This window comes from Lysinibacillus sp. NPDC097868 (genome assembly GCF_044761135.1).
Lineage (GTDB): Bacteria > Bacillota > Bacilli > Bacillales_A > Planococcaceae > Lysinibacillus.
In genome coordinates this window covers 1992681-2015282 of record NZ_JBIWBS010000001.1, presented here as the reverse complement: position 1 = coordinate 2015282, position 22602 = coordinate 1992681, and the positions used below count along the sequence as shown (strand labels likewise).

Genomic DNA, 22602 nt, shown 5'->3' with positions numbered 1-22602 from the left:
GGAAATGAAACGATGAAATGGAAAAAACACTTCATATCTATTATTATTGCAGGGTTGCTATTTGCAAATATTGGGCCCAATTTAATTGCTGCACAGGAATATGATGTAATGTCTGATGAGCCTATTGTGATGGTTTCCATAGATGATTTTCATGACGTTAATACAGAAGAATACCAACAAGAATTGTTCGAGGAATTAAATAAAAATCTTATTTATTCAGACGATAGTACGATAAATATTCGGAATATTGAAATATATGATAACGAATTACTTGTTCAAACAACTTTTGCGTCCGAGGATTTGAAAGCGGATTTAGACATCAAGTTTGATAGTGAAAGCGAAGAAATAGTAATCGATAGTGTTATCGAAGAAAACGGCACTGTAGAGCAAAACCATTATCGTGTAACGATGCAACAACTGGAAGATGACCATTATAGTACAATCTTTACGGATTTAGAAACGCAGGAAACGTATGAAAGCAATCCTGCAAGGTTAGAGGCATCGATTATACATGCCATTGTATACAGAATCGGTAGTGCGATTATTCAATATACAATAAAAAAAATCGGTACTAAAAAAATCCTGCAAATTGGCAAACGCTCATTTTACAGCAAGTCAAAAGATGCAGCGAAAAAAGCTGTAGCAAACTTTACAGATATCACTTTGGATGTAGGCGGTGGTAAAAAGGTTTACTTTACGAAAGCTAAAATGAGACATATTTTAGAAAGACATCATCCGAATTATTGGACTGGAAATGAGAAAAAGACGTTTTTTGATCCAGATTTATCTGTAAATGATATTAAAAATATTGTCACTACGGTAATTAATAATAATAAATCTGCGATATCTAGAAGTTTAAATAGTAATCATAGTATTAAGGTATATGGAAAAGTCAATGGAATTAATTACAGAGTGTATGTTGAAAAAGATGGAATTATTAGTTCAGCTTATCCAGTTGGAAAATAAAAGAAGGCGTGGTGCTTATCATGAGTAAACTTAGGATTGAAACATTTATTGTACAAGAAGATTTAAATGCTTTTCCAGAATGTAAAATTGAAAGCTATTCTATTCATAATCCATTAGCTGTTGATATAGCAAAGGGTATTTTGGAAGAAAATGAAGGTGATTACTTATATGGGTTTATAAGCTTAATATATAATGATTCGGTTATTTTTGGCGAAGAGCAATTAACAGATAATTTATTAGATACTTGGAGTGATTTAGTTTACATTTTAGATCATAGATATGATGGTAGTGCTGAAAGTATCATTTTTTTGGATAATGCAACTTATGAAGATGCCGTTATTGAAATAATTGATCAATATTATCAAATTCACCTTGATAGTTCCTATAGCTTCCAATTGCCTATAGAGCCATTTAAAAATGAGGTGAAAAAAGGTTTTATTGCATTTATGGACTTTTGTAAAAATGGAAACTTTCTATTCTCAGAAGAAAGTTTATATAAAAGTCATTTAAAAACATATAACGAATTACTCAATGATAAAGACAAATGAAACTAGTGGATAAGGGACTGCTTATTTCCAATAAGCAGTTCCCATAATTTAAGGTTTTTAACATGAGACTCATTTTCAAAAAAGTGTGGTGCTTCGTATGAATAAACTAAAAATCGAAACATTTATAGGGGAAGAAGATTTAATGGCTCTTGTTAATAAAATCGAAAGTTATCCTATTACCAATCCTTTAGCGGTGGAAAAGGCACAAAAGATATTAGAAGAAAACGAAGGTGATTACTTATGTGGTTTTATAAGCTTGATTTATAATAATGTGGTGATTTTCGGCGAAGAGCAAATAACGGAAAGTTTATTAGATACGTGGAGTAGTTTAAGTAATATTTTAGATAGTAGATATGATGGGAGCAAAGAGGAGATAAATTTTTTTGGATAATTATCCCTATTACTACACTACAATTCAAGAAATTGATCAATTTTATGAAATTCAACTTGATAGTTCTCAGCACTATCTGTTGCCTAAAGAGCTATTCAAAAAAGAAGTGAAGAAAGAATTTTTAAAATTTGTGGAGTTTTGTAAAAATGAAAAATTACAGTTCGCCGAAGACAGTTTATATCGTGCACTATTAGAAACATATGATGAATTACTTTTTTGAGCTGTCCTTACAATATATCTATATTGGCATTACTCATCATCATATAATTTTTTTAGATAATTATCCTTATATCGATACTACAATTCAAGAAAATGGTCAGTATTATGAAATTTAACTTGATCGTTACCAGTGCTTTCTTGTGCCGATTGAACCATTTAAACAAGAGCTGAAAAAGGAATTTTTTAAATTTGTGGAGTTTTGTAACAATGAAAAACTTTGGTTCTCGGAAGAAAGTTCATATAGAGGGCTTTTAGAAACGTACAATGAGTTAAAATTAAGCGAACAGGGGACTGCTTAAGCAGTCCCACTATTATTTTAATTTTTTTCCTTAATAATTGCCTTACGTGCTAATGCATCTGCCGCTTTATTTTGTCCATCTGGAATCCATTTGATAAAAAATAAATCAAAGTTGCTTGCCAGTTTTAATGCTTGCACAAGAAAAGGTTTAAATTCTTCGTTTTTGACATATTCTTTTTCTATAGACGCAACGACAACCTTTGAATCGGAGCGAACAGAGACAATGCTCGTACCAAGCTTTTGTGCTTCCTCTAGGCCGCGCACTAATGCGGTGAATTCGGCAATATGATTATTTGTATGACCGATATACTCACTAATTTGTACGTGATGGCCTTCTCCTTTAATAAAAATCCCAATGCCGCTAGGACCAGGATTGCCTGCACTTGCAGCATCTATATAGATTTCTAACATGAAAATCCCTACTTTGCGATTAGACTTCCATTTTATTGTACAGCAATCGTGCTGTTTGACAACCTTCAATATAAATCAAACATTTTTTACTAAATAAGGATGAACAAAATAGTTGCTTGAACACAACGTTCGCTTCATAATAGAAAGACATGAAATTTGGACGTGAAAGGGGCGAACGTTCTTAATGGATAAAGTGACGGTTATGAAAGACATTGATGAACTACATGATATGTACTGTGCTGATTGCTTAGTCATTAAGCAACTACGTAAAGAACGTGGGAAACCAGAAGCCCATCGTTTTTGTATTGAGGAATGTACAGTAGGGGAGCGACTGCAATTTCTTGGTGAAGAGCTAATGAAAGTTTATAGCAAATAAGAGCCAATAGATGTGGAATCTCACAAAAAAACTTAAAAAGAAATATTCATGCATGAAATTAATCATATTTACTGTCTTGCTTGCATAAATAACAATATGTTCGGAAATAATAAAATTGGTTGGTTACCATAGAAAAAGCTACCTTGTGTTCTGCTATGCAGATCACAAACGTAGCTTTTTTCTATTTTTAGTGTAAATCGTGGGCAAACGAGAAGAAATCGCCGATAGAATTACGTGAATCGCCAGTAAAGTCGTGAGAATCGCCATTAAAAGTCAGCGTATCGCCACAAAAATCTAAGGAATCGCCACTAAACTTGTGAAAGTACCGCCATAACAAAAAAGTGTTAGATTGACTGCAATCAATCTAACACTTTTTCTTTTTTTTATTTAGTTGAAGCGTATTGACTTAAATCTTGATAGTATTTTGTTAAAGAGGAAGGAGAAATATCGAAAGTCGCTGCAATTTCTTTGACAGTTAGAGATAGCGATTCAAATAGTTCTTTTTCTTGACCGTAGCGAATTGCACCCGCTGCGATTGCTGCTTCTTTACGTGCAGATGGTTGTCCTTCGATTAAGTAATCCTCTAATAATTCCAGCATTGGTGCTGTTTCGCGCTCATTTTGCTCAAGGAATTCCTTCACTTGCGCAATAACACCGTTTTCGAAGCTTGTAAATTCTTCACCCTTGTAGCCATTAGACACAAGTAGCTCCCAGAATGAAAGATGATCTTCTTTTAAGAATGTTTGAACCTTTTTCTTAGAAGCCTCAAAGTTTTCTTTTAACTTCACAAATACCTTTTCATGGTCTTGTGGGAAGAATATAAGAGTAGACACCGCTAAATAATGCGCTTCTTGCTTCGTGCCATCTGGTAAGATGAACGCAAAGACATGCATTCCCTCAGGAATTGGCTTATCATTTTCGCGACGAATATAAATTTCTTCATTAGATAGGACATGACTAGCTTTGAAATATTTCTCCTCTACAACAGTCACTGTACCGATAAATAATATTGGTTGTGACCAGCCTTCTAGCACTTTTAAAGTAGAAGGTCTAACCGTTTTTTTCTTCGTTTTCTTTAAATACCCTTTCCAAATAGATGGCTCTTGATGGAAGAAGAAGTCGTCTAAAGCAATCGCTTCAATAAGCTCACGTTGAAGTACGCTCTCTAATTTTGGCTGCCATGTGCCAACATGCTCGATATATGCACGAACATCTTTGCGTTCTGGATATTCTAGATAAAATGTTTGTAGTACACGCTCTAGTTCTTCGATTGCTACAGCTTCTACTGTAACTTGCTGTTTACCTTCACAACATTTTTTGTATTTTTTGCCGCTACCGCATGGGCATGGATCATTACGTTTTACCATAATTAGAAACACTTCCTTTGAAAATTGTTAGTCGATTTTTGCTAAATAAATTGCGTACTCTTAATAATAACGGTACTTTTGTACGAAGAAAAATGATTATCTATTTAGAAATATCAAAAAAGTTAATGGGGCGAGCCCTGATTCTAGTATATGTATATGTTTTCTCGCTTAGAACTAAAAAATGAAAACCACCTACGCTCTAGAAGAGTGCGTAGATGGTAACGTTAAAAAGTTAAGAAAAAGAATAGATTCTATTAAGCTTCAATCTCTTCTGTTAGGCTTTCAAGTTCATCGATTAAATGACCAATGTAAGCAATCGTCTCACGAAGCGGTTGATCAGTCGTCACATCTACGCCTGCCATTTGGGCAAGCTCTACAGGTGATTTTGTGCCACCCGCTTGAAGGACAGTTAGCCATTCGTCTACTGCAGTACTACCTTCTTTTAAAATACGTTGCGATACTTGTGTAGAGATTGTTAAGCCAGCACTATATGTGTATGGGTATAAGCCCATATAATAATGAGGCTGACGCATCCACGTAAGCTCTGCACCTTCTGTGATGTTGACAGTGTCTCCCCAGAAATCTTCTAAAACTGTACGTTTTAATTGGTTTAACACAGTCGCATTAACAGATTCACCTGCGTCTACTAATTCATATACTTTACGCTGGTATGCTGCTTCTAATAAATGTGTAACGAAGTTATGATAATATGTTTTCGATACGATGTTTGAAATTACCCAACGTTTGAAGCGTTTATCGTCATTATGTGTCAGTAAATAGTTTGCTAGGAGCATTTCATTCATTGTAGACGGTGCCTCAATAAAGTATAGAGAAGGACGACTATTTAAATAAGATTGATGTCCATGCGAATTAACAAAATGGCCTGCGTGACCAAGCTCATGGATAAGCGTAAATACTTCGTTCATCCGTTCATTCCATGACATTAAAATGTATGGATGACTGCCGTACGGGCTTGAACAAAATGCACCTGTAGATTTACCCTTATTTGGTGCGTAATCAATCCAGCGCTCGTTGAACGCTCTTTCAATCATTTGCTCATAATCTTTACCCATAACAGCTAATGATTTTTCAACATAATCTTTCGCTTCTGCCATTGTTAGTTTTGGATCATAGCTCGGATCAAGCGCTATTTTTAAATCAGCAAACGTCATTTCTTCTAATCCATGCGCTTTTTGCACAAGTTTTGCATAACGACGCATATGTGGTGCAAGCTCTTTCGTAATAAGGTCAATTTGACGATTATATAGTGAACGATCTACTTCTTGGTCAAACAATAAATAGTCAATTACAGAATCGAAGCCCCGTAAATCAGAGATTGTTTTCTCTTGCTGAATATGTGTGTTATACACTTTTGCCGTTGTATGTTGATACTCACGAAGTTTGTTAGAAAATGCATTAAAAGCTGCATGGCGAATAGTTGTATCGGTTTCAAGCTCCCAGTCATTTTCGAATAATACGTAGCTTAGCGGATGCTTCTTACCATTTGCCTCAAACTCTCCAAAATGCATATCTACAAGCTTTGTCGTGTTATAGATTTCATATGGTGCTTCAAACGTAGAGCTTAATGCTGCGAGCGTTTTTTCTACTTCTGGATGTAATTGATGAGGCTTTTGCTTTAATAGCTCTGTAATATAGCGCTTATAAAGCGGGCTGGATGCTGCAGCTTCCTCTAAAATGGCTTTATCCAATGCAAGCAATTCACTGTGTACAAATGCGATGGAACTGCTAATTTTACCAACTGCGGTACCAAATTTTGCTGCACGCATTTGTGCAACTTCGTCCGTACGATCAGCTTGGATATTTAAGCTTGCATACGTTCCGATTGGGACAATGCCTACTTGTAATGCTTCATAAGCTGTAAGTACATCAATTACTTTTTGGGCATCAGTAATTGTACCTTTGTATGTGCTTTCGAATTTTACTGCATCCTCAACAAACTGAGCTAAAGCAGGTTCGAAATCAGCATCATTTTCAAGCAAATCTTGTAAATTCCACGTTTCCTCTACTGCGACATCTTTTCGTAATGGTAATACTTCCATGTAAGAACACCCCTTTTGACGTAAGTGTTACCATTATAACGAAACTATTTCGAAAAGTGAAATAATTATAGAAAGAAGTTTACAATATTAATAGCTAATTTTTTGTCAAAGAAGACATCAACTATAAATAATTAATTGTTAACTATGTAATTAGATGTTTGAAAATGTGTCAGTAGGGAAAATATGAGGTATAGCCAATACACAATATAACGCATACTAAAGGCTAGTATATGATTTATTGGAGGAGATATTATGACACAAAATTTAAACAAACAATTGAACAAGCTGGTAGCAACATGGTCTGTACTGTATACAAAATTGCATAACTACCATTGGTATGTAACGGGCAGTTCCTTTTTTACACTCCATGCAAAATTTGAAGAGTTATATAATGAAACAACACTAAATTTAGATGAAATTGCAGAGCGTATTCTTTCTAAAGATGGAAAACCAGTTGCCACTTTAAAAGAACATCTTGAGCTTTCTTATATCGAAGAAGCATCAGGTAAAGAAACGACAGAAGAGATGGTCGCAACAACGATTTCAGATTTTCAAACGCTCATGAAGGCTTTAAATTCCGCAATGGAGTTAGCGGCTGAAGAGGGAGACGATCGTACAGAAGACTTACTAAATGCTATGTATCAGTCACTTGAAAAACATGCTTGGATGTTAAAGGCATATCTTAACGAGTAATAATGAAACAAGCACACTAAGCAATTATGAAGAAAAAGGTAAGGGCAATTCCTCTGATACGAACGTGTCTTGAGTGGGCCATAAAAATTAGGAGGACTTAAACAGCATGATTGAACAAAATCCACATATTGAAGTGGCACACTCGAAAGAGGAAATGCTAGCAATATTAACAAATATGCATAGTCAAGGCTATCAAACAAATGATATTCATATTATTGCCAAAGACTCTACACCATTTGAAGACATTAAATGGGAAACCGATGTGAATACACATGAGGCAGGTAATTGGGTAGATCAATTTAAATCATGGTTTACAGGTGAATCGGCGATAAAGGAAGGCATCAAGCGTTTTCATTTAACTGATGGGCAAACAGCCTATTATGCACAGCTTGTTGAACATGGCTCTATTGTTATATTTGCTGAGAAGGCAGATACGGATGGTCCGTTACAAATAGCTATCGACCAAGAGGAAAATCGATATCGCCATAATCCACTTGAGCCTCGGGTCACAGCGCCAGAGCCATTTATTGATACGATTGATAACATTGAGACACCTCAACAGCGCGAAAATCGCTTAAGGGCTGAAGAAAGTATGGAAGAAATGGAACATTTGAATAGAGACAAAACAGAGTGAAAATACCCCCTTCAAGCGACGAAGGGGGTATTTTTTATATTTTAAGCATTAATGAATATTTTGTTTTCGTTCATACCATTAAGAATTATAATAGAAAAAATGACGGTTAAACGGAAAGGAAAGCCCAACTTATGCCAAAGGGAAGAAAAACGACTTTAGATGAACGAATTCAAATTGTTTTATTTTGTTTAAAGAACGACAACAATTATCAACTAACAGCAGATACGTATCAAATATCATACCAACAAGTTTACCAATGGGTAAAAAAATATGAGACTGGTGACGAACAAGCGCTGAAAGATAAACGTGGGCGAAATAAAGAAGAACAAGAACGAACTATAGAAGAGCAATTCAAGGTAAAAATGAAACACCTTGAACGTGAAAATGAACGGCTACTTACAGAAAATGCATTATTAAAAAAGCTAGAGGAGCTCGAGGGGAGGAAAGTAATGTAATTAATAAATATATGGCCGTTCAAGCATTGCATCACAACGACAACTTGTCCATCTCTCTACTATGTGAATTCGCAGGGATTGCACGCTCTGCTTACTATAAATGGACACAGCGTACACCAACGAAAAAACAACAGGAAAATGAAGAGATAGTAAAAGAAATAAATAACCTATATGAAAATGCTGAAGGAAACTATGGCTATCGCAAAATGACGCTACATCTAAACGAAAAATTCAATAAACAGTATAATCATAAACGGGTTTATCGATTGATGAAGTTAGCAAGCTTAAAATCGGAGTGGAGTAAAAAAAATGAGGACTACCTAAAAAGCCCCAACTGAGAATCTAAAAGATGAGTAATGATGATTAAAAAATTGCACTATGTAAAGCTCAAAATGCTGGTATTCTAGCGTTTTAAGCTTTTTTTAACTCTTGAAATAGTGAGGTATTTATTAGTGTATAAATATATGCAATATTTTATTATTGAAATAAGAATTTTCTGTTTTTTTATTGACTTATAAAAGGAAAACTATTATAATGCCTATAAATTATTTTAGGTACTATCAATAAATCTAAGAAAATACATAATTTTTACATCTTTAGATTGCGACTCATTCAATTAATCCAATACATTTTAGCTAAAGAAGCTAATTAATTAGTTTGTAATTTGATTTGATTTATAGGTAAATCTAAAAATTTATTTGTAATTGAAGTAAGTACTTTTTTTATAATCAGAAATTTCTGAATTTTACAATAAATTACGTTTTATTTATTTCCTAAATTTAATATGTAGAACATGATTTTAAATTTAATTTTCGCCTAATGATTGAACATTCGCGTATTGTTTATGAAAGGGGGTGATATGTATGGGTACAACAGCTATATTAAAAATCCATGAGTTTTCCAATTCAGAATCTGTAATTTCTCCTGTTCTATATGTTTCACCAAATACGAAAGCTTTAACTTTGGTTGAAATGATGGAAATGTTTGAACAAAGAATGGTGCATGAAGAAACGAATTGTAACTCTTCTGAAAACCATGTAATGCATTTATAGTATTGCCAAAACACAATGTTATAAAAGTAGTTTAAGTCTTTTCAAACTTAGGCTACTTTTACAATTGAGGAGGTGTTAAGTTGTGAATAATGTTGGAACAACATCTTTTATTAGACGAATGCCAATCGAAATTAAAGATAGATTAGATAGAAAATTCAAAATCGATGGCGTGATAAATGAACCGATTTCATCATTTTTAAATAAAAATCACATTCCAATTGATGCTGTAATTGTAAAAAAGGATGGAAGTATAATTGACGATTGGCAAGAGAGAATAGAAGAAAATAGTGAATATGTTGTGGAAATGGTAAGAGCTTACCATCTTCCCGATTTATTATCTTTATTAAGATTGTGGGATACAAAATTAGTTACAGGAAAAATAAAAGTAACTGAACATGCTTACTACACAAAAAGACTATTCCTACACAATGATTACAATGGTGATTATACTTCCACACAAACATCATTTAATAAAGGCGAGTTTGTTTCTTATCTTGATAAAGTTTTCGTTGATGGAATAATAATGATTCACATTATTGAAGATAATGACAGAATTGCACTAGCAATGTCTGGAGGTAGAGATAGTTTATCTTTAGGTTATTTTTTAAGTCGGAATAGAAATTATCTACCAGAGCATACAATAAGTTCATTCCATGTAACTACATTTTCGAAACCAAAAGAAACGAGATTCGCTCAAGAAATTGCGGAAAAGTTCAATTTTAAACATAATATTATTACAAATAATCAAGTAAGAGAGCAATTTAGATTAAAGAAGGACCCTAACGATGTACTTGAACTTCTAAAATATGATTTCAATAAATCTTATTCAATTGCAGGTACACATATAATTATGAGATCGGCCGTTGAGAAAGGAGCTAGAGAACAGGGTTTTAAAAAACTTTCCTTTGGACTAATGAAGGAAGATTTAATGTCTACGATAATTAAGTGTATTTTTGTCGGGTTTCCGTTCAATGGTCCATTTAATCGGAAATTTGGAGACTTTGATGTTATTTATCCTCTATGGCCTATCTCAAAAAAGGAGTTAACGTTGTATTTGGAAGCAATAATGCCAAGTCATAATCGTCAAGAAAGTCCTTCAGAATTTGAACGTGGCTCGTTAACAAGAGATATATATTATTTAATCGCTGATACAATCGAGACTATTCTACCGGGTGCAGGACTTCAATTGTTGAATTCTCAAAAAACAACATTAAAACATTTGGTACCAAATGACTATAAGCAATGTGAAAATTGCACCGGAACGTATTCTACTTCATATCAACCGGATTATACAATTATTGATCGAGAGTATAAAGATGTTGGATTATGCGATTTATGCAAGATTTTAGAAAATATTAATTTAATTAAATCGTAAAAAACATGGTGGTGAAGTTTTATAGAAGGGAAAATATGCCGAAATAGAAACATAATATATTCACAAGTTACGGCATCAATCGGAGAAGTGTTTTTAACAATTGCATTAGCATCTTTGACTCTTCAAATTACTGGTTCACCTATACAAGCTGCCTGGTTGATTTCTATTAGTGCCTTAGCAACTTTTATTATGGGATTAGTTGCTAGTTGGTTTATAGATAAATTTCCTAGGAAACATTTAATGTTAATTTGTGATATTCTTCGTGCCTTTTTAATTATTCCACTGTTTTTTATTTCAGATGAAAACTTTTGGTTTGTATATATAATTGTATTTCTTATTGCATGTTGCAACTCTGTTTTCATCCTTCAAGAGAAGGGTATATTCAATCTCAATTTGAAAAGGATGATAGATTAGAAATAGTCTCAACTATTCAAAGCTATTTATCTTCAATCAGTTTAATTGGTCCAACGATAGCAGGAATATTAATTGTATTTTTTTCACCAAGGACATCCTTTGTAATAAACTTAACATCTTTTATTATTTCCGCTCTTTTTATAATGAAGATATCCAAAGATAGTCCAGTTAGCGATTCTAATTTAGAAACATTTTGGAAGAAAATAAGTTCCGGATGGGTTTATTTATTTAGAAATAAATCACTATTAAAATTGAATATAAGTAGAATCTTTTTAACTAGCGCTTTAGCTATTTATGTAATAGTTAATTATTTATATTTAGCTAGTATGGTAAATCAAACAATTTTCAATGTCACATTAACGTTTCCCATTTTGCTAGGTTTAGTTAATACGATTCAAGGAGCTGGTGCATTAGTTGGAGGCTTTGTAATCAAGAAGAATAAAAAAGAAATATCGAATAACTTAGAAAGGTTATTTATTTATTCTGGTGTGATTTTTGCAACCGGTTTCATTTTATGGACTTTCGAAAATATAAACTCAATAATTTTAGGGAGCTTTTTAATAGGTATTGGATTGATTGTATGCAGAACTGGTATTTCTTTAATTGGTCAATTATTAACTGATTCAAGGTATATAGGTAGGGCAATTACAGCTGGAGATGCAATAGTGAGACTTAGCAATATTACAGTTACGAGTCTGACATCCATATTAATTATATATTTTAGTCCTAAATTATTATTAAGTATAAGTGCTATATTAGCAATTGTGATTTCTATAAATTATCTTGAAAGGAAAGGTTGAGTAAAATGACAAATCAACCGATCGTATGTTCACTTCCTAAATTAAATACAGACATGATAAAAGAAAATTGGTATGAAGATTATTTTAATAATGATTATTGGAATCTTGTGTATTATTCTTGTTCATCAATAGAAATTACAGAAAATGAGTTGTCTTTCATAAAATCAATACTGGAAGAATCAAACGCATCTACTATATTAGATTTATTTTGTGGAATTGGAAGGCACGCAAATAGATTAAGTGAAGAAGGTTATATTGTTACCGGTTTGGATATAGATCCAAATACGATAAAAATTGCAGAAAGTTCAAGTGAAAGTCATGTTGATTATATAGTTAGTGATGCAAGAGATTTTACCACAAATAATAAATATGATTGTTGTCTCTTAATGCATACTTCTTTCGGCTATTTTTCAGATTTAGAAAATCAAAAATTAATCTCTAAAATTTACTCGCTATTAAATGAAAATGGTATTCTTATTATCGATATACCAAATAGAGATAATATGTTGAAAAATTTTAGATATAGAGATTGGGTAACAATAGACGATAAAACTTACGTCATATCGCATCAATTTGATTATATCAATAGTAGAAGAAATACTACTATGAAAGTTATTGATAAACAAGGACAAAGAGAGCAAACTCATAGCATAAGAATGTATTCAATTTCTGAAATAATCGCAATACTAGAAAATAGTGATTTTGTGGTACAAAAATTGTTTGGAGATTTTACTATAAGCAATGTTCGTTTTAATAATGATTATAGAAGATTACAATTAGTTGCTCAAAAAGTAGGTGGTGGAGTATTTAATTTTAAATGATAAAGTTATTCAAACTTGATTTTAGATTATGCTACGAAACCAAGAAATTATGGTAAGTTAGAAAATGCAGCTATATTTGAATCTAGTAATCCAGGTTGTAACGATGTAGTTTTAATTTATATAAATATATGAATTAAAAATTAGTTTTTACGTTCGAAGCTTTAGGGTGTACATTATCACGTGCTTGTGCATCAATCTTATTGGAAGGGAATCAATGGATAAATAATGTTTATAAGAAATTAGACATTATGGTAAAGGGTATTTAGAAGAGATTATTGGTTCTGAAATTATTAATAGTCGACCTAGATGTTTAACTTTGGCTTTAAATACCGTGACGAATAGTTAAAGAATTGACATATACTACAATTAAATGAGATTTTAGTAGAGGAAACTATGGCCATCGCATAACACAGGCTATCTCAAATTAACAAATTCCTTGCGAAACTATTAAATGATAGTAATTGAAGTTTTTCCATTAGTAGATATGCAAAATAAAACTTACTCCATTTTAAGCCTCGAAATGCTGGTATTCAAGCTTTTGGGGTTTTTTCTTTTTAAAAATATGCATGAAAGCTTGTTGATGAGGTATGGAATGTGTATAATTCTATTCATTTTGAGCTTGAAATTTTAAGTGAATCAGATTCCATTTCTAATAAAGATAAGAGAAATGTTTCGTTGATTTTGGGAGTAGAGGCTAACTTTAAAATTAAAATAAATGAGGCGTTATATTTTGAAGAAGAACTAGCTTTTTTGGAATTTTATAAGTCTCTGTATGTGTGGAAAGAAAAATTAAAAGAAGATGGGAGGTTGGAATTCCATTATTTTTCAATAGAGTATGACAATTATGATGATGGAGCTGTACTTTCGTTAATACCTTTTTCTAACAAAGCTCGTGTAACATCCATTTGGGCAAAATCTAACGTTTATAATGTTTTTGACTTAGATTATATTGTAAATGAATTTTTAGCTTTAGAGAAAAAACTTAAAGAAGACATTGAAAGTTATTTTAATATTGAATTAGGCAAGTTTATTAAACATATTCCTTATAGTGTCACTGGTAGATAAATTTGATTTGAGTAATTTATTAATTAGTTAAAAACATAAAAACAGTAGCCACCGATCAAATAAAATTGATAGGTGGTTTACTAGTTTAAAAATGAATTTTATTTATTGAATTTAAAATTAATTCATTTTCAGAAACACTACTTATTAAAAATTGCTTCCGAAACGCTCCAACGATAATAAACAAACTTCACATTTTGTCCATGCATTGTAAACTCCTCATTACTTGTGCCAGTGTAGGTAAAGCCATTTTTCTCTAATACCTTTTGTGAGGCTATATTATTTGTTGTTGTTTTCGCCGTAATTTGTGATATGCCTTGATTGCTGACGTTCGCTAATAACAACTGTAACGCAATATTGGCAATACCTTGACCAATATGTTTTTCCCCAACTCTATAACCGATATGACCTAGCTGTTGATCTTTATCGATATCTGTTAAATTGATGCGTCCAACGATATGTCCGAGTTCATTTTTAATTAAATAGAAATAGGATAGCTTTTGCGCTTGTTCGTCAAGTAGCAAAATGTTTTTCTTTTTAAAAATAGTAAAAGCATAATAATCCTCGCCACGACTAGGTACCATCTTTTCAAAATATGCTCGGTTTTCAAGCTCAAATGCATATAAATTTTCCATATCATGATAGGCCAATTCGTTTAATGTAATCTTCATAAAGTCTCCTATGTTGGATTGGTTTTATTCCATTGTACAATAACGTGCACTAAGTGGAATTGAAATATATTCACTGTCAAAGGTTTTAAGAAGAGAGAATTTTTATTTCACTAATTATTTTTTATTTTATTTAATGTGTCTACTTGACAGGGTGCGGCATGTTGTTGCATACTAAAAACCTAAAAAAACTATAATTTGGAGGGGTAATTATGCCACAAGATTTAAACAAGGAATTGAATAAACTAGTCGCAACTTGGTCAGTACTGTATACGAAACTACATAACTATCATTGGTATGTAACAGGTAATGCCTTTTTTACACTCCATGCTAAATTTGAAGAATTATATAATGAAATTACAATTAACTTCGATGATACAGCAGAGCGTATACTGTCAAAAGGTGGAGAGCCAGTTGCTACGTTAAAAGAATATCTCGAGCTATCATATGTTGATGAAGCAACAGGTAAAGAAACTGCTGATGAAATGGTAGCAACGACTGTTTCAGACTTTGAAAAGCAAATGCAAGCTATTAATCATGCTATGCAGCTAGCGGCAGAAGAAGGGGATGACCGTACTGAAGATTTATTAAATGGGATGTACTTATCCCTTGAAAAACATACTTGGATGTTGAAAGCCTTTCTTGATAAAAAATATGCATAATGAACATTGGCACTTGGAGTAAAGTTAATAGCTCCAAGTGTTTTTTAATAGCGATTAATAGAATATGACAAAAACGCAACAGAAAACAATATGATGTGACAAATATTACATTTATTTAAAGGATGCATAAAAAAGGTTTTTTGGGAAAGTGGCAGGGTACATACATAGTAAGCCTTACAAAATTAGGAGGAATTGAACATGATGAATGAACAAAACCCAAAAATTGAAGTTGCACATACGAGAGAAGAGATGTTTCATATTTTAAAATGTATGCGCATGGAAGGTTTTAACGCAGATGAAATTCATATTATTTCTAGAGAAGCAGATGAAATTAAAGATGTTAAATCAAATGGTGATGTGAAAACACATGAGGCAGGTAATTGGCTTGACCAAATTAAATCATGGTTTACAGGTGAGACAGCTGTCACAGAAGGTTTAAAAAGATTTGATCTTACAGAGGGTCAAACAGCTTATTACGCTCAACTGGTTGAAGAAGGAGCCATCGTATTATACGCGGAGCATGATGATGTAAATCCTACATCGTCTACACTTACCGCAGATTCAAAACGCGCTCAACTTGATCCATTCGATACACATGTAACGCCACCTGAATCTATCGTTGATGAGACACCAGTACAACGCGAAGAGCGACTAAAAGCTGAAGAGCAAATGAACGAAGCTGAACAAATGAGAAGATATTTATAAAGGTAAAGTGGCTAGAATTTAACTAGCTTGAAAACAAGCAAAAAGTGAAATGGTATGCACTCCATTTCACTTTTTGCTTGTTTTTTATAACAGTGTGCATCAAAGCTTAGATAATCAGAAAAAGACCCTGAAAATTTTTCAGGGTCTTTTTCTGATTAATGCATCACTTTTTCTTGTTCATGTTTTCGCATAAATCGAAGAATATGAAGTTGCTCTAATTGAGCGACAAGATTACCAATTAAAATAAAACTTCCACCGATAAGTAATTTTACCGTTAGTCCTTCGCCGATGAACATCATCGCAAACATCGCTGCGAAAATAGGTTCTAATGAGAAAATTAGTCCTGTATGTGTAGCAGAAGTGTACTGTTGTGCAACAGTTTGGCCAACGAAGCAAAATGCACTACAGATAATACCAAGCCCTAAAATCGCAATCCATGAAGTAGTTGAATTCGGAAGTGTAGGTGCTTCAAAAAGTAGTGTTAAAACAAGCGCATAAATTCCAGCAAAACCGAGCTGGTAAATACCATAAGAAATCGATTCTACGCTACGTGTAAAATGACCGTTTAACAGTAAATAAATCGAATAACATAATGCCGCGATTGCAACTAATATATCGCCCATTTGAAATGTAAAAGAATGTTGAACAGTTAATACTGTAATACCAATCATCGTGCAAATAATCGCAAAACTTACTGCTTTTGATGGCAACTTTTTCTCGATAAAGCTACTGAAAATGGGCACTAAGACTACTGTAAGGCTTAAAATAAATCCTGCATTTGAAACAGAAGTTGTCTCTAATCCAAATAAGCTAAGTGCAAACACAATGAATAACAGCAAACCTTGAATAGCTGCGTATTTCAATGTTTTGAAATTGACCTTTATCATTCGTTTATAAAAAATAATGCCTGCTGCCAAAAATGCGATGATACAGCGTAATGCTACCACATTAAATACAGCTAAAGTTTCAAGTCCCATTACCATAAACGTATAAGACAATCCCCAAAACATTGTAACTATGACCATTAATAAATTTGCTTTCCCTTGATTACTCATTATGCACCTTCTATCTCTGTGTACTAAAACAGTTTCATACTAAAATTTACTATATATCTTGTATTGTGATTAGTAAAACGAATGTTTATAATGATTAGTATTAAAAAAATTCATGTATATATGAGGGAATGTGAATGAGTTTAGTCAAATATGAGATTTTAAATAAAGTTGCAGAAGTTTCGAGCTTTACGAAAGCTGCAGATGCCCTGGGATTAACCCAATCGGCAGTTAGTCATGCTGTTTCCAGCTTAGAGAAAGAATGTGGATTTGCCCTTATTCATCGAAGTCGAACAGGAGTGACATTAACGAGCGAGGGACAAACAATGCTTCGGGCTATGCGAAATGTTCTCGATGCGGACGAATTATTACAACAAGAAGCTGCCCATATTCTTGGTGTAACTCGAGGGAAATTACGAATAGGTGTAATTTCTAGTATTTCTTCCAACTGGATGCCAGAAATTATCCGTATTATGGACAATCAGTTTCCAGGTATACAAGTAGAGTTACGTGAAGGGGACTATTATGAAATCGAACAGTGGCTACAAAGTGGTGAAGTTGACGCTGGTTTCCTTAACGGTCAAAAATCGGAGCAATTTCAATTTATCGAATTGGTCCAAGACCCCCTTTTGTGTATAGTTTCTGATCAAAGCTCTCTCTATAATCGTTCAGAAATTGATATTACTGAACTAGAAGACATGCCTTTTATAATGACATCGTATCGAGGAACTAATGATGTAAAAGTAATTTTAGAGCAGTACCATGTTAAACCGAATATTCGATTTGAGCTATCGGAGGAGGTTGGGATTATTTCGATGATTTCACACCATTTAGGCATTACTATTTTACCTCGATTAGTGATTAACCGATTACCGTCCTCATTAAGGGCTATCCCACTAAAGCAAGGTGGTTATCGTACGATAGGGCTAGCGATGAAACATCAAGCCTCACCGGTAACTAAAAAGTTTGCGGAAATTTTAAGTGTGTGGCTAAAAGAACAAAATAAGAAATAGGTTATTTAAGCTTTTTACGTTAAAATAGAACATGTAGATTGCTTATTAATTTGTTATTTTTCAAAAATGATAGTTTGAAAAGAAAAGGTGAGTGTGAGTGGGGACATTACAAGGAAAAACCGTACTCATTACAAGTGGGGGAACACTTGAAAAATGGGATCGTGTGCGAGGGCATACGAATTTATCGAAGGGGTCAATGGGCTGTTATTTGGCTGAAGCAGCTCTAGACGCAGGTGCAGACGTCATCTATATGCATGGCTATTTTGCGCAACTGCCGATTAATCAAGATAAAATGCGTACAGTACGCTTTGAAGGTATTGAAGATTTAAGTGACAAGGTTCGTCATGCTGTACAAAATGAACAAGTAGACATCGTTATTATGGCAGCTGCAGGCTCTGATTGGGTCATTGATAAAGTATACGATCAATCCGGGAATTTAATGGAAGGTGCAGGGAAGATGCCGTCTGACGAGCCCCCTGTTATTCACTTTAAAAAAGCACCAAAAGTGTTAGGGCAAATAAAGGGTTGGCAGCCAAATGTCACTTTAGTAGGATTTAAGCTAGAGGCAACGGACGATGAGGAGTTTTTACTGTCCCGTGCACGTCTTCGTATGAAAACAGCAGATGCACAGTTGATGGTTGCCAATAGTTCACAATCTTTATATGGCGGACAAGAGCCACATTGGATTGTACCCGCACAAGGACAACCTATCAGAGTCATTGGTAAACAAGAAACTGCAAAAGTGTTAATGGAATACTTACAAAACGAATAAAGAGCAGCTGTGTAGAATATATAATTCTGCACAGCTTTTTTATGTTTTGAACATTCATACTAATGCTTTCAAGATCATAAGTTGGATTTCGAGAAATTTTCGAGCAATAAAAATGTACCTTTTTTCGCTATTGTATAGTATTCAACTAGGTTTTATAATATTTATATTGACAATAGGTTTTCTGAATTATAGAATTATTTCCAAGAAACGTAAACTCTTATCGCGAGAGGTCTGGAGGAATGAGGCATAATGAAGTCTCGGCAACTGAGTTAATCGGTGCCAACTCCAGCAAAGTTATCTGAGAGATAAGGGGAGGCATCAAATCGTCTTGATGCGTGGATCTCTTTTATACACAAAAGTATGAAAAAAAGAAGGGGTGTATCGTATGTCTCAACTGTCTAAGATTGATGATAAGAAATTAGAAGTTATTGCGAAGGCTATTCAAAATTTAGAATTTGGTGAAGTGCAAATTACCATTCAAGATGGAGTTATTGTCCAAATTAATCGACTGGAAAAACAAAGATTTCCTCAAAAAAAGTAAAGTTTTAAAAGAAGCAGAGAAATTAACTCGGGACCAAATTTTAAGCTTATTGTCGCCACATAGTGTCCTGAGTTAATGTGCAACATCAATGAACTTGGTTCATGTTCCAATATTGAACGCAAGGGCAGTTTGTTCTAAATATTTTTAACTTACAAACAAGAAAAGTAGGCATCTCAAAATAAAATTTGAAATGCCTACTTTTTATTTTATTCGTAAAAGCTCGTTGGGATTTGACCAATATGCCTACGATGATAAAGCAATGGCTCCTTCTGCGCATTATCAATTTCTAAAATATGACCAATGAAAATCGTATGGTCTCCTGCATCAATTTTTTTAAATGTTTCGCATTGCAGCGTAGCTAAAGTATCATGTAATATTGGCAAACCATGTAAAGAATTAGACCATTTTACTTGCGCAAATCGGTCAGGGATTTTGCTTGAAAATACCGTACATAAATGTGTTTGATCGTTCGCTAAAATATTTACCGCAAATTTGTTCGTATTACTAAAAAGTGGATGCAGCTGCGATTTTTTGTCCAATGACCATAGGATAAGGAGTGGATCTATGGAAACAGATGCAAAGGAATTGACCGTTAAGCCAATCGGTTCATTCACATCATTGTAAGCTGTGACAACTGTGACACCTGTTGGATAATTACCTAAAGCCTGTTTAAAAGCAGTTACTTTGTCCGTCATACAATCACCTCTTATTATTTTATGGAGAAAACAGGTTGTTTGTTCTTACTCATTTTTCTGTTGCTATAAAGGAAAGCCTACAAAATAATCCAGCAACTGTAAAGCGTATATTATTCAGTTGTTATAATATAAAAATTTCTAAAAAGAGAAAGAGATCTTAAATATGGGTATTTGATATAGGTTTTTAAAGAGATACTTATTTTATTTATTGACTATATTAATGACATATGATAGAAATTCCGCAATAATTTATAATTATAATTTTCTGAAAATTTGAATTGTATTTACTTAATAAAAAATGCTTGATTTATTGATTCTTCGCCTATTGAATGAGTTAAGCATTTTCAAATCACATATGTTAACTCGACATCACCCGAAATATTGGGATGGGTCAATAAGGGGAAATCAATCGTTTTATAATCAAAATTTAAGTGTAGATGATGTAAAAAGTATTGCTTTAAATATAGCTAAACAAAATAATACGATATTAGCCAAAAAAGGAACAAATGGTATGTTCAGAGTAGAGGGACAAGTAGATGGTGTTAAATACGTATTAGGGATTAAAGATGGGCATATTAGACAACTATATCCAAAAAACTAATGTGAGGTGAATATATGATGGAAGTAGTAACAATTAATGAATTTGTTGTAAAAAGAATTATCGACGATTTGGAAGATGCAGTCAACAATCCTGATAAATATACGATAAGCATAAACGATAATTGGGATGAATTTGTTTCTTTTATCAATAACACTCAAAATAAATATATAGAAGAAGACGGTCTTCTTAGACTTGATGGTGGGTTATCGATTAAATGCTATAATAAAGAAATTTTAGGTGTTCGATATTGGGACTATCTCCCTGAGCTATGGGGATATATTGTCAATGTGATTGAAGATTACTTAGAGGACGGCATTGGGAAAAGTTATTTTCCTGATCAACCAGTTAAAATACAATTAAAGCAATTAAAAAATAAAAAAGTACAATTTTTATTTGATAACGACGATCATGTGTTAGAATTTGAACAAAAAATGCTATTAGGTATCTTTTTAAATCGTGCTGAAGTCTTTTTTACTGTTCTTGTAAAAGAACTTGATTTGACTAAATATAGCTACGAAATTGAAAAAATTCAAAAATTAAAAACCCGGATATGAAACAATTTATATTGAGTGCAACTAATCAAAAAGTGTTAGATTGATTGAATCAATCTAACACTTTTTCTATACCGTTGATGTCCGCTGCGGCGGTGTTTTCCGCTCAGCACAGTAAGCCATAACCCTCGCTATTGTGCAGAGTGCCTCCGCCTTTCATTGTGTGCTGTTATGAACAGGAGTCACCAACTTCGCTACCATCTTAGCCAACAACAACAGGCTTTTCAGTGCCTTCGTTGCCTTTGTTTTGTCCACTATTACCTGGAATAATACGATCTTCAGTTTCTTTATCGAAGAAGTGTACTTTATTCATATCCAATGCCAGTGGCAATACTTGGCCTGGTTTAGCAGTGGCATTGGAATCTACACGTGCAATAAATTGATGACCTTCGATTTGTGAATAGAGCATAATCTCTGCGCCCATTAATTCAGCTACTTCAATTGTTACATCGACTCTTGAACCTGGAGTTGATTCGATAAATGCTTGTTCATCGTGGAAATCTTCAGGACGTATACCCATAATAACTTCTTTATTGTTATAGCCTTGCGCAAGTAAGTCTTTCATTCTTTCTTGTGGCACAGTAATGGACGTATTCCCAATGTGGAATTTGCCATCTGTAAGTGTACCCGTAAAGAAGTTCATAGCAGGGGAGCCGATAAAGCCGCCGACAAATACATTATTCGGTTGCTCATACACTTCTTTTGGTGCACCTACTTGTTGAATAATGCCATCTTTCATAACAACGAGGCGAGTAGCCATTGTCATGGCTTCTGTTTGGTCATGTGTCACGTAAATTGTCGTTGTTTGTAAGCGTTGATGAAGTTTTGTGATTTCAGCACGCATTTGTACGCGAAGTTTCGCATCCAAGTTTGATAAAGGCTCATCCATTAAAAAGACTTTTGCATCACGCACGATGGCACGTCCTAAAGCGACACGTTGACGTTGACCACCTGAAAGTGCTTTCGGTTTACGATTTAAGTATTCTTCCAGCCCTAAGATACGGGCTGCCTCGTTCACGCGGCGATTAATTTCATCTTTCGGTAATTTGCGCAGCTTTAAGCCAAATGCCATATTTTCAAATACGCTCATATGTGGGTATAAGGCATAGTTTTGGAATACCATGGCGATATCACGATCTTTAGGCGCTACATCATTCATTCGCTTTCCATCAATGATTAAATCTCCCTCTGAGATTTCTTCTAAACCAGCAACCATACGTAATGTAGTAGATTTACCACAACCTGAAGGACCTACGAAAACAATAAATTCCTTATCTTCAATATCAAGATTGAAATCCTTTACTGCTGTGACATTCTTATCATAGATTTTAAAAATATGTTGTAATTTTAATTCTGCCAAAATCGTCATCTCCCTTATGTAAGTGTTTTTTTAGAGTATA

The 22602-nt window shown here is 33.6% G+C and carries 27 protein-coding genes, 1 pseudogene and 1 riboswitch; of the genes and pseudogenes, 21 read left to right on the top strand and 7 right to left on the bottom strand.

Annotated elements, in window-relative coordinates; translation table 11 throughout:
- Positions 1 to 12 precede the first annotated feature (12 nt).
- The 4 genes from ACIQXJ_RS09990 (at position 13) to ACIQXJ_RS09975 (ending at position 2125) form a co-directional block, all read left to right on the top strand.
- Positions 13 to 966 (top strand): SAR2788 family putative toxin, encoded by a 954-nt coding sequence (locus ACIQXJ_RS09990; RefSeq protein ID WP_403052842.1) that lies wholly within the window; start codon positions 13 to 15, stop codon positions 964 to 966.
- A gap of 20 nt (positions 967 to 986) precedes the next feature.
- Positions 987 to 1514: a hypothetical protein gene (locus ACIQXJ_RS09985; protein ID WP_403052839.1), complete on the top strand. Its 528-nt coding sequence runs from the start codon at positions 987 to 989 to the stop codon at positions 1512 to 1514.
- A gap of 97 nt (positions 1515 to 1611) precedes the next feature.
- Positions 1612 to 1905 carry a hypothetical protein gene (locus ACIQXJ_RS09980; RefSeq protein ID WP_403052837.1) on the top strand — a complete coding sequence of 98 codons (294 nt, stop codon included), beginning with the start codon at positions 1612 to 1614 and terminating at the stop codon, positions 1903 to 1905.
- Complete coding sequence (locus tag ACIQXJ_RS09975; protein WP_403052834.1) at positions 1898 to 2125, top strand: hypothetical protein; 228 nt, start codon at positions 1898 to 1900, stop codon at positions 2123 to 2125. Before ACIQXJ_RS09980 ends, ACIQXJ_RS09975 begins: the two co-directional genes overlap by 8 nt.
- Before the next feature lie 315 nt (positions 2126 to 2440).
- Here ACIQXJ_RS09975 and ACIQXJ_RS09970 read toward each other — a convergent pair whose 3' ends face one another.
- A complete protein-coding gene (locus ACIQXJ_RS09970; RefSeq protein ID WP_403052831.1) occupies positions 2441 to 2833 on the bottom strand; it encodes a ribonuclease HI family protein in 393 nt (130 codons plus the stop codon).
- Positions 2834 to 3017: 184 nt separating this feature from the next.
- Between ACIQXJ_RS09970 and ACIQXJ_RS09965 the strand changes: the two genes are divergently transcribed.
- Positions 3018 to 3209, top strand: a complete 192-nt coding sequence (locus tag ACIQXJ_RS09965) for a zinc-finger domain-containing protein (RefSeq protein WP_172771035.1) — start codon at positions 3018 to 3020, stop codon at positions 3207 to 3209.
- Between the two features lie 383 nt (positions 3210 to 3592).
- On the opposite strand, the gene ACIQXJ_RS09960 is transcribed toward ACIQXJ_RS09965, so the two are convergent.
- A complete protein-coding gene (locus ACIQXJ_RS09960) occupies positions 3593 to 4576 on the bottom strand; it encodes an SEC-C domain-containing protein (RefSeq protein ID WP_403052828.1) in 984 nt (327 codons plus the stop codon).
- A gap of 254 nt (positions 4577 to 4830) precedes the next feature.
- A complete protein-coding gene (gene pepF, locus ACIQXJ_RS09955) occupies positions 4831 to 6636 on the bottom strand; it encodes an oligoendopeptidase F (protein ID WP_403052825.1) in 1806 nt (601 codons plus the stop codon).
- Between the two features lie 252 nt (positions 6637 to 6888).
- Here pepF and ACIQXJ_RS09950 point away from each other — a divergent pair, with 252 nt between their 5' ends.
- From ACIQXJ_RS09950 to ACIQXJ_RS09910, 9 genes and pseudogenes are all read left to right on the top strand, one after another.
- The gene (locus ACIQXJ_RS09950) at positions 6889 to 7329 is read left to right on the top strand and encodes a Dps family protein (protein ID WP_403052823.1); all 441 of its coding nucleotides are present in this window, start codon (positions 6889 to 6891) and stop codon (positions 7327 to 7329) included.
- A gap of 106 nt (positions 7330 to 7435) precedes the next feature.
- Entirely contained in the window at positions 7436 to 7963 is a 528-nt protein-coding gene (locus ACIQXJ_RS09945) for a general stress protein (RefSeq protein WP_403052820.1), read from the top strand.
- A 131-nt stretch (positions 7964 to 8094) separates the two neighbouring features.
- Positions 8095 to 8418: a helix-turn-helix domain-containing protein gene (locus ACIQXJ_RS09940; RefSeq protein WP_403052817.1), complete on the top strand. Its 324-nt coding sequence runs from the start codon at positions 8095 to 8097 to the stop codon at positions 8416 to 8418.
- 11 nt (positions 8419 to 8429) lie between these two features.
- Positions 8430 to 8756, top strand: coding sequence for an IS3 family transposase (locus ACIQXJ_RS09935; RefSeq protein WP_403052814.1), 327 nt, complete (start codon positions 8430 to 8432; stop codon positions 8754 to 8756).
- Between the two features lie 525 nt (positions 8757 to 9281).
- On the top strand, positions 9282 to 9470 hold the full coding sequence (locus ACIQXJ_RS09930; protein ID WP_403052811.1) for a hypothetical protein: 189 nt from the start codon (positions 9282 to 9284) through the stop codon (positions 9468 to 9470).
- A gap of 82 nt (positions 9471 to 9552) precedes the next feature.
- Complete coding sequence (locus tag ACIQXJ_RS09925) at positions 9553 to 10845, top strand: adenine nucleotide alpha hydrolase family protein (protein ID WP_403052808.1); 1293 nt, start codon at positions 9553 to 9555, stop codon at positions 10843 to 10845.
- A gap of 87 nt (positions 10846 to 10932) precedes the next feature.
- Positions 10933 to 12059 (top strand): annotated as a pseudogene (locus ACIQXJ_RS09920) (MFS transporter).
- A gap of 5 nt (positions 12060 to 12064) precedes the next feature.
- Entirely contained in the window at positions 12065 to 12880 is an 816-nt protein-coding gene (locus ACIQXJ_RS09915) for a class I SAM-dependent methyltransferase (RefSeq protein WP_403052805.1), read from the top strand.
- Positions 12881 to 13474: 594 nt separating this feature from the next.
- Positions 13475 to 13945, top strand: coding sequence for a DUF7878 domain-containing protein (locus tag ACIQXJ_RS09910; protein WP_403052802.1), 471 nt, complete (start codon positions 13475 to 13477; stop codon positions 13943 to 13945).
- 137 nt (positions 13946 to 14082) lie between these two features.
- On the opposite strand, the gene ACIQXJ_RS09905 is transcribed toward ACIQXJ_RS09910, so the two are convergent.
- The gene (locus tag ACIQXJ_RS09905) at positions 14083 to 14613 is read right to left on the bottom strand and encodes a GNAT family N-acetyltransferase (RefSeq protein WP_403052799.1); all 531 of its coding nucleotides are present in this window, start codon (positions 14611 to 14613) and stop codon (positions 14083 to 14085) included.
- 209 nt (positions 14614 to 14822) lie between these two features.
- Between ACIQXJ_RS09905 and ACIQXJ_RS09900 the strand changes: the two genes are divergently transcribed.
- Both ACIQXJ_RS09900 and ACIQXJ_RS09895 read left to right on the top strand, forming a co-directional pair.
- Complete coding sequence (locus ACIQXJ_RS09900; protein WP_403052796.1) at positions 14823 to 15272, top strand: Dps family protein; 450 nt, start codon at positions 14823 to 14825, stop codon at positions 15270 to 15272.
- 198 nt (positions 15273 to 15470) lie between these two features.
- The gene (locus ACIQXJ_RS09895; RefSeq protein WP_403052793.1) at positions 15471 to 15977 is read left to right on the top strand and encodes a general stress protein; all 507 of its coding nucleotides are present in this window, start codon (positions 15471 to 15473) and stop codon (positions 15975 to 15977) included.
- A gap of 155 nt (positions 15978 to 16132) precedes the next feature.
- On the opposite strand, the gene ACIQXJ_RS09890 is transcribed toward ACIQXJ_RS09895, so the two are convergent.
- Positions 16133 to 17032 (bottom strand): DMT family transporter, encoded by a 900-nt coding sequence (locus tag ACIQXJ_RS09890; RefSeq protein WP_401007922.1) that lies wholly within the window; start codon positions 17030 to 17032, stop codon positions 16133 to 16135.
- Positions 17033 to 17166: 134 nt separating this feature from the next.
- On the opposite strand from ACIQXJ_RS09890, the gene ACIQXJ_RS09885 reads away from it, so the two are divergent.
- From ACIQXJ_RS09885 to ACIQXJ_RS09875, 3 genes are all read left to right on the top strand, one after another.
- Positions 17167 to 18042, top strand: a complete 876-nt coding sequence (locus ACIQXJ_RS09885) for a LysR family transcriptional regulator (RefSeq protein ID WP_340824911.1) — start codon at positions 17167 to 17169, stop codon at positions 18040 to 18042.
- Between the two features lie 97 nt (positions 18043 to 18139).
- Complete coding sequence (locus ACIQXJ_RS09880) at positions 18140 to 18814, top strand: phosphopantothenoylcysteine decarboxylase domain-containing protein (RefSeq protein WP_403052790.1); 675 nt, start codon at positions 18140 to 18142, stop codon at positions 18812 to 18814.
- A 214-nt stretch (positions 18815 to 19028) separates the two neighbouring features.
- Positions 19029 to 19126: riboswitch (SAM riboswitch) on the top strand.
- A gap of 73 nt (positions 19127 to 19199) precedes the next feature.
- Positions 19200 to 19355 carry a YezD family protein gene (locus tag ACIQXJ_RS09875; protein WP_080653350.1) on the top strand — a complete coding sequence of 52 codons (156 nt, stop codon included), beginning with the start codon at positions 19200 to 19202 and terminating at the stop codon, positions 19353 to 19355.
- Positions 19356 to 19561: 206 nt separating this feature from the next.
- Here ACIQXJ_RS09875 and ACIQXJ_RS09870 read toward each other — a convergent pair whose 3' ends face one another.
- Complete coding sequence (locus tag ACIQXJ_RS09870; RefSeq protein WP_403052787.1) at positions 19562 to 20050, bottom strand: flavin reductase family protein; 489 nt, start codon at positions 20048 to 20050, stop codon at positions 19562 to 19564.
- A 355-nt stretch (positions 20051 to 20405) separates the two neighbouring features.
- Between ACIQXJ_RS09870 and ACIQXJ_RS09865 the strand changes: the two genes are divergently transcribed.
- Both ACIQXJ_RS09865 and ACIQXJ_RS09860 read left to right on the top strand, forming a co-directional pair.
- Positions 20406 to 20651 (top strand): hypothetical protein, encoded by a 246-nt coding sequence (locus ACIQXJ_RS09865; RefSeq protein ID WP_403080852.1) that lies wholly within the window; start codon positions 20406 to 20408, stop codon positions 20649 to 20651.
- Between the two features lie 14 nt (positions 20652 to 20665).
- Positions 20666 to 21205, top strand: coding sequence for a hypothetical protein (locus ACIQXJ_RS09860; protein WP_401018532.1), 540 nt, complete (start codon positions 20666 to 20668; stop codon positions 21203 to 21205).
- Positions 21206 to 21404: 199 nt separating this feature from the next.
- On the opposite strand, the gene ACIQXJ_RS09855 is transcribed toward ACIQXJ_RS09860, so the two are convergent.
- Positions 21405 to 22562, bottom strand: a complete 1158-nt coding sequence (locus tag ACIQXJ_RS09855; protein WP_403052784.1) for an ABC transporter ATP-binding protein — start codon at positions 22560 to 22562, stop codon at positions 21405 to 21407.
- Between the last annotated feature and the right edge of the window lie 40 nt (positions 22563 to 22602).